Source organism: Anaerophaga thermohalophila str. Valhall, from assembly GCF_000250735.1.
In the GTDB taxonomy this organism is placed as follows: domain Bacteria; phylum Bacteroidota; class Bacteroidia; order Bacteroidales; family Marinilabiliaceae; genus Anaerophaga; species Anaerophaga thermohalophila_A.
The window spans coordinates 1-6,214 of sequence record NZ_AHZV01000362.1; the positions used below are offsets into that span (position 1 = coordinate 1).

Here is a 6,214-nt window from a genome sequence, read left to right on the forward strand (position 1 = left end):
GAAAACTTATGAATAAAGCAGGTTAAGTTCGAAACAAATATCTGAGTTTGAACAGAAGGTTTTTGTTTTTAGCCATTTTCAAAGGCTGGGGCAGACGGTTAATGGTAACATTGCAATAAGGCACCGGCCTGGCTCCAAAACGGCGATTAAACATGGCTACGTTTGGTAAAACAGAACCTGCAAAATCAATGACCATGTTCTGTCCTGAGTGCTTCTTGATGAAGTAATCAATGATGGCAAATGAGGTTTTAAATCTTCTTCCTTCAGGGGTAGCCAGATGATATGGAATAACCCGTTTTTTGCTCTTGAGGAAGAAGGCTCCGCCAATTAGTTGGTTGTTTTTCCGGACAGAGAGGGTCTCTCCCATATCATTTTCGAGGGCATATTTCGTCATGTTTTCAAAGCGTTTCCGGTATTGAGGAGGCATATAAAGTTCGGGTCGGGTTTTCCCGATTTCTGCTATTAATGAAGTAAAAATACCGGGGAAGGGGGTTGAATCAATGCTGAGGCCGGAATCATGGAAAGCTTTGATATTCCGACGATGCGTTCTTGAATAACTCCGGTATATTTTTTCATAATCGTTATTCAGATACAGTTCAAAAGTCTGTTTTACCCGGCATCCTTGAATTGTTCTAATTTCTGAATAGGACGGACTTCCGTTGTAGTGAATGAATTTGAAAACGGAGAATGCAGGATGATTAAAGATGACGGGAAATGAATCAACAATCCGGGGCTCAGGAGAAAAAATGCCCAGGGAAATAACTTCCTGTGGCATTTGTACGGTTAAAAAACCAAATTGTCTGGCCACAGGTAAAGGCATTACGCCCGTGTAGTCGCCTATTATCACCCCGTACCAGTCAGGAGTCAGGATGTCCAGGATTTCGCAATAGGCAAGTGGAGATTCATTTTTCGATTTCCTGACACAATCATCCCACCGGGTTGCCTCAATGTTGTGCCGTGGCATTATTCTCAAGGGCAGATTATTTAGTTCATCCGGGATAGCAGATAATCCGTTTGTTCTTCTCATCAAAGAATTCCTTTTTTGTATTTGAGGCATTGATGGTGGTCAAAATGTATCAATGGTTTTAGTTGTTGACAACCAAACGGGATTTCCAGGGTGAGATTACTTTCACAATTGGTTTCCAGAATGTGATTAATCGCCCTGAATATGGCAAATCGTTTTTTGCCTTCATCGTTTTCAATGCAGTCGAAAAGAAACAGACGATTGTTGGTTTTAATCATGAAAAGAGCACCGATAAGTTCATTTCGGGGTGAGTAGACACTGTATATGCCTGCACTTTTGTATCGTATGGCATAATTTAATATTCGTGTCAGTTGCATGTTTTGCACTGTCAGTCCCTTTTTTACTTTTCGTCTGAAAAACATATACTCATCGGTTCGGATGGAACGCATAACAAAGGTACCATCGTTCTGAGGCAGAATTTTTTTTGCCTGTTCTGAATAGCGTTCAATAATTTTCTCATAAGGGGCGATCATGTCCAGAACAGGTACTTTTCGAATGCCTTTTTGACGACTTTCCTGAATGCGATTGAGATGATTAAGAGTTAATGTTACATTATGGTAAGGGATGGCCTTCAGGAAACGTATAACTTTTTCGGCCGGAAGATGTTTTGAAGAAAAAACACCAAGAAAAGGAGCCCTGGGGGGTTGTTTTACGGTAAGTATTCCCAGTTTTTTTTGGAGGGGCAGGGGGCAGACGGTTTCATAATCTCCTTCTACCAGCAGGTCCCAGTCGTTACATACCATATCCAGGAACCAGGAGTAGGCAAATACATTGGCATTAAATGATCTTTTGAGGCTGTTGTCGTAACGTACCCTGTTTATGTCCTTGTTTTTGATGTATTTTATTTCCATACGAAAATTTTCCCGGCTCAATTACTGAGCTGCGATTGTTTTTAAGATCAATCATTCGAAGGCGGAAATTTGACCGACGAAAAGATATTTCCACCATAGTGACGCGGGGTTAAAGCTTATATCTGTAATAACCCCTCATCTGCAAAGCTAAAATAGTGGTTTTCGGCAATAATAACATGATCAAGCACATTAATGTCAAGAATTTTTCCGGCATGAGAGAGTTTTTGTGTGATTGAAATATCTGCTTTGCTGGGCTGACGGTTTCCGGAAGGGTGATTGTGGCAGAGAATTAATGAGCTGGCATGTTGATAAAGTGCTTTTTCCATGATCAGACGAACGTCAATAACTGTGCCTGATATTCCGCCTTTGCTGGCATTAAATTGTTGGATAACTTTGTTGGCCTGGTTGAGTATCAGTACCCAGAATTCTTCATGTGGGAGATCGGCCAGAACGGGATGCATCAAAGAAAAAACATCCTGGCTTTGTTTGATTTGCGGACGCTGTAACGGGGCACTTATCTGCCGCCGTCTTCCCAGTTCCAGAGCGGCTACTATGGTTATGGCTTTGGCCTGCCCGATACCGTGATATTTCCGGCACAACGAATCGATGGTAGTTTTGCCAAGTTCATTCAGGTTGTTGCGGGCATCCAGCAGGATTTTTCGTGCAAGGTCAACGGCCGATTCTTTTTGACTACCGGAGCCGATAAGAATGGCAAGAAGTTCGGCGTCGGATAAAGAGGCTATTCCCTTTTGTAGAAGCTTTTCGCGCGGACGGTCCTGAACGGCCCAATGGCGAATACTTACTTTTTGATATTCTTCCATTGTCTTGAGTCTTGGCGACCCGAATACCCTGCAACTGTTTTGCAGTCAGGGCGGGTCAGGTTGGTTGAAAATAATCAATGTTGTGAAGATACAAAAAAAAGCCTTCCCATGAATACATGAGAAGGCTCTCGCAGTCCCTAGGGGAATCGAACCCCTGTTTCAAGAATGAAAATCTTGCGTCCTAACCACTAGACGAAGGGACCGTAAATGACTTGTTCCTTGTTAAGCCATCTTGTTAATATGCTTTGCCAGACTGGATTTCAGGTTGGCAGCATTGTTCTTATGGATGATGTTCTTTTTGGCAAGCTTGTCGATCATTGAGGTAACTTTTGGATACAAAGCCTCAGCTTCCGACTTTTCGGTAGTATTCCTCAACTTCTTGATTGCATTACGAGCTGTCTTTGCGTAATACTTGTTGTGAAGTTTGCGCTTCTCAATTTGACGAATTCTCTTTTTTGCCGATTGATGATTTGCCATCTCTATACTTACTTAATGGTACAACTTTTTCTTTTTAGCAGTCCCTAGGGGAATCGAACCCCTGTTTCAAGAATGAAAATCTTGCGTCCTAACCACTAGACGAAGGGACCTTAAGGCGTGTCAATGATGAAAGTGTCTTTTTCAAACGCGGATGCAAAGATAAATCAAATTTCACTTCCTGCAAATTTCGGTCGCAAAAAATGTTATTGGGCTAAATATTATTTTGAAGTGCTATGAAAATTTTCCACGCAAAAGCCGCAAAACATTATTATGCAAAGGGGGCAAAAGGCTATAAAATTGTTAACCACTCTATGAGTATTATCTTTCAGAGTTTTGCAATTAAAATTCATGAGCCCAGTCTAAAAAGCATCTTTGTTGCCAAACTCTGTGTTGTTTTAAATTTTCGCATCCTCATTAACAGCAAGTTAACTCCGGTACAAAAATTTAAAACGCCTTGATTTTGACAAAAATATGCTTTTTATACCGCACTCATTCATTTATTAAGGTCGAATAGCCTGCCCCGATTTATCGGGGAACTTGTCCCGGGCAATTGGGGTTCGTTTGATAAGTTTACATGGAGGCAATATCAAAATGTGGATTACACATGTTAAATTTAATCTTTTCTGGAATGTTGTTGTTTTTACATTCCTTTAAATTATTGAATTAAGAATTGTGTGTACGAACACAAAATTTGTGTGTATTTTCTTTTTTTCCGGGTTGATAATTCCTATTTTTGTATCGTGAAGAAAAAATTAGATCGATAGATTTTCAGATATATAGTGTCTGTCCATAAAGTACCATTTGCTGTGTTATGCTCGTCCGAAAATTACTCATTTACGATGAGTAAACTCCGTTTTTTCGGACTTCGTAAGCCTTGCAACTGGCACTTTCTGAACAGACACACTTATTGTAAAAATTTTTGCGAGTTTATAGACAAGCACTATATAGATTTAAGATGAATACGATAGAGTTAAAAATTAGTTCTTTAGCCATGGACAATCATCTTGTGTCTAAATCTAATTCTTAGTATCAGTAATTTTTAAAATATTTAGGTTTATGAGTTCTTCTGCAAGTATACAAAGGCACTTAGAAAAGATTGCAACACGTGTTTTTGATTCGAGAGATGAAGGATCGAAATATGTTGCCAGGGAAATTGCCTCCCTGATCAGGGAAAAGAATAAACTGGGCAAGCCAACTGTTTTGGGACTGGCAACCGGTAGTTCTCCTCTTTTGTTGTATAAAGAGTTAATCCGGATACACGAAGAAGAAGGATTAAGTTTTAAAAACGTGATTACGTTCAATTTGGATGAGTATTATCCGATGAGTCCGGATAGTGAAAACAGTTATCACAAATTTATGCATGATAATCTCTTTTCGCACCTTGATATTGATCCGGACAATATATTTATTCCCGATGGCACAGTAACACTGGAAGAGATGGAGGAGTTCTGTTCGGCGTATGAAAACAAAATCAGATCGTTTGGAGGGATAGATATTCAGGTTCTGGGGATTGGACGTACCGGCCATATTGGGTTTAATGAACCCGGTTCTATGTTATCAGATGAAACACGGATGGTGCACCTTAACGAAATCACCATTGAAGATGCTGCAAAGAATTTCGGTGGTGAAGAAAATGTTCCGCGAACTGCAATAACCATGGGCATCAAATCCATATTCCAGGCCAGGAAGATTTTCCTGCTTGGTTGGGGGGAAGGAAAGGCGGATGTTATTAAACAGGCAGTTGAAGGCCCTGAGACAAGTGATGTTCCGGCCTCTTTTCTTCAGAAGCATTCCGATGTATTATTTGTCCTGGATCGTCCTGCAGCAAGCCGTCTTAGCCGTATTGAAAGCCCCTGGCTGACCGGTGAGTGTGAGTGGAATGAAAGAATGAAGAAGAAGGCATTAATCTGGTTGTCACATCAAACAGGAAAGCCTATCCTTAAACTGACCGAGAAAGATTACAAAAACCGGGGGCTTAGCTCATTACTGAAAACGGCCGGTTCTGCTTACGATCTGAACATTGAGATACATAACAGTCTGCAGCGAACCATCACCGGCTGGCCTGGAGGGAAACCGGGAGCAGATGATAAAACCCGTCCCGAACGTTCAGAGCCATTTCCCAAAAGGGTTATTGTTTTCAGTCCTCACCCCGACGATGATGTTATTTCGATGGGAGGAACCCTGTTAAGGCTGGTTGATCAGGGACATGATGTTCATGTAGCATACCAGACTTCCGGCAATATTGCAGTTTTTGATGACGACGCCCGCCGGTTCCTTGATTTCGTTTTGGGATTCTCTAAGAAGTTTGAGGTTGCGCAGGATGAGGTTGAAAAAGTTTACAAAGAAGTAACGGATTATCTGCGCACTCATCCGGATGATGGTAACGGCAGCTCCGATGTTTTGAGCATTAAAGGCCTTATCAGGCAGGGAGAAGCTGCTGCAGCATGTCGTTTTTGCGGCGTAAAGGAGAAAAATATTCATTTTCTTGATCTTCCTTTTTATGAGACAGGTACTGTTGAGAAAAAACCCTTATCTTCGGAAGATACAGATATCATTGTAAATTTGTTGCGCGAGGTAAGGCCGCACCAAATTTATGCTGCAGGAGACCTTCAGGATCCACACGGCACCCATGCTGTTTGCCTGAAGGCCATTTTCCAGGCCCTGTATCAGATTAAGGAAGAAGAATGGGCAAAAGATTGTTATGTCTGGCTTTACAGAGGTGCCTGGCAGGAATGGGATATTGAAGACATTGAAATGGCAGTGCCTATTAGTCCCGATGAACTGATGAAGAAGCGGAAAGCCATTTTCAAGCACCAGTCGCAGAAAGATGTTCCCGTATTTCCGGGTAAAGATTCGAGGGAGTTCTGGGAGCGCGCAGAAGACCGAAACAGGGCTACCGCAAAACTGTACGACCAGCTGGGATTAACAGAATATGAAGCTATTGAGGGGTTTCGGAGGCACCATTTTTTAGACAATGCATAGCTGAGTCTGATTCTAAAAGAGACTTTTTGAGTGGACTCATAGCTTGATATTTTAACCTG

The 6,214-nt window shown here is 41.6% G+C and carries 5 protein-coding genes and 2 tRNA genes; 1 reads left to right on the forward strand and 6 read right to left on the reverse strand.

Annotation, left to right across the window (positions count from 1 at the left end):
• Nucleotides 1–22: 22 nt before the first annotated feature.
• The 6 genes from OQ5_RS0118985 to OQ5_RS0119010 form a co-directional block, all read right to left on the reverse strand.
• Entirely contained in the window at nucleotides 23–1,027 is a 1,005-nt protein-coding gene (locus tag OQ5_RS0118985; protein ID WP_016779005.1) for a hypothetical protein, read from the reverse strand.
• Nucleotides 1,027–1,875: a hypothetical protein gene (locus OQ5_RS0118990; protein ID WP_026055409.1), complete on the reverse strand. Its 849-nt coding sequence runs from the start codon at nucleotides 1,873–1,875 to the stop codon at nucleotides 1,027–1,029. Before OQ5_RS0118990 ends, OQ5_RS0118985 begins: the two co-directional genes overlap by 1 nt.
• Before the next feature lie 116 nt (nucleotides 1,876–1,991).
• Nucleotides 1,992–2,696 carry a RadC family protein gene (radC, locus tag OQ5_RS0118995; RefSeq protein WP_016779007.1) on the reverse strand — a complete coding sequence of 235 codons (705 nt, stop codon included), beginning with the start codon at nucleotides 2,694–2,696 and terminating at the stop codon, nucleotides 1,992–1,994.
• A 131-nt stretch (nucleotides 2,697–2,827) separates the two neighbouring features.
• Nucleotides 2,828–2,899 (reverse strand) — tRNA-Glu (locus OQ5_RS0119000).
• A gap of 19 nt (nucleotides 2,900–2,918) precedes the next feature.
• Nucleotides 2,919–3,173, reverse strand: a complete 255-nt coding sequence (gene rpsT / locus OQ5_RS0119005) for a 30S ribosomal protein S20 (RefSeq protein ID WP_016779008.1) — start codon at nucleotides 3,171–3,173, stop codon at nucleotides 2,919–2,921.
• Nucleotides 3,174–3,211: 38 nt separating this feature from the next.
• Nucleotides 3,212–3,283: transfer RNA gene (locus OQ5_RS0119010), tRNA-Glu, on the reverse strand.
• Nucleotides 3,284–4,229: 946 nt separating this feature from the next.
• On the opposite strand from OQ5_RS0119010, the gene nagB reads away from it, so the two are divergent.
• Nucleotides 4,230–6,155, forward strand: a complete 1,926-nt coding sequence (gene nagB / locus OQ5_RS0119020) for a glucosamine-6-phosphate deaminase (RefSeq protein WP_016779010.1) — start codon at nucleotides 4,230–4,232, stop codon at nucleotides 6,153–6,155.
• The last annotated feature ends 59 nt before the right edge of the window (nucleotides 6,156–6,214 follow it).

Coding starts and splice junctions, on each gene's coding strand:
- radC (WP_016779007.1), bottom strand. CDS start 2,696: ATGGAAGAATATCAAAAAGTAAGTATTCGCCATTGGGCCGTTCAGGAC.
- nagB (WP_016779010.1), top strand. CDS start 4,230: ATGAGTTCTTCTGCAAGTATACAAAGGCACTTAGAAAAGATTGCAACA.
- OQ5_RS0118985 (WP_016779005.1), bottom strand. CDS start 1,027: ATGAGAAGAACAAACGGATTATCTGCTATCCCGGATGAACTAAATAAT.
- rpsT (WP_016779008.1), bottom strand. CDS start 3,173: ATGGCAAATCATCAATCGGCAAAAAAGAGAATTCGTCAAATTGAGAAG.
- OQ5_RS0118990 (WP_026055409.1), bottom strand. CDS start 1,875: ATGGAAATAAAATACATCAAAAACAAGGACATAAACAGGGTACGTTAC.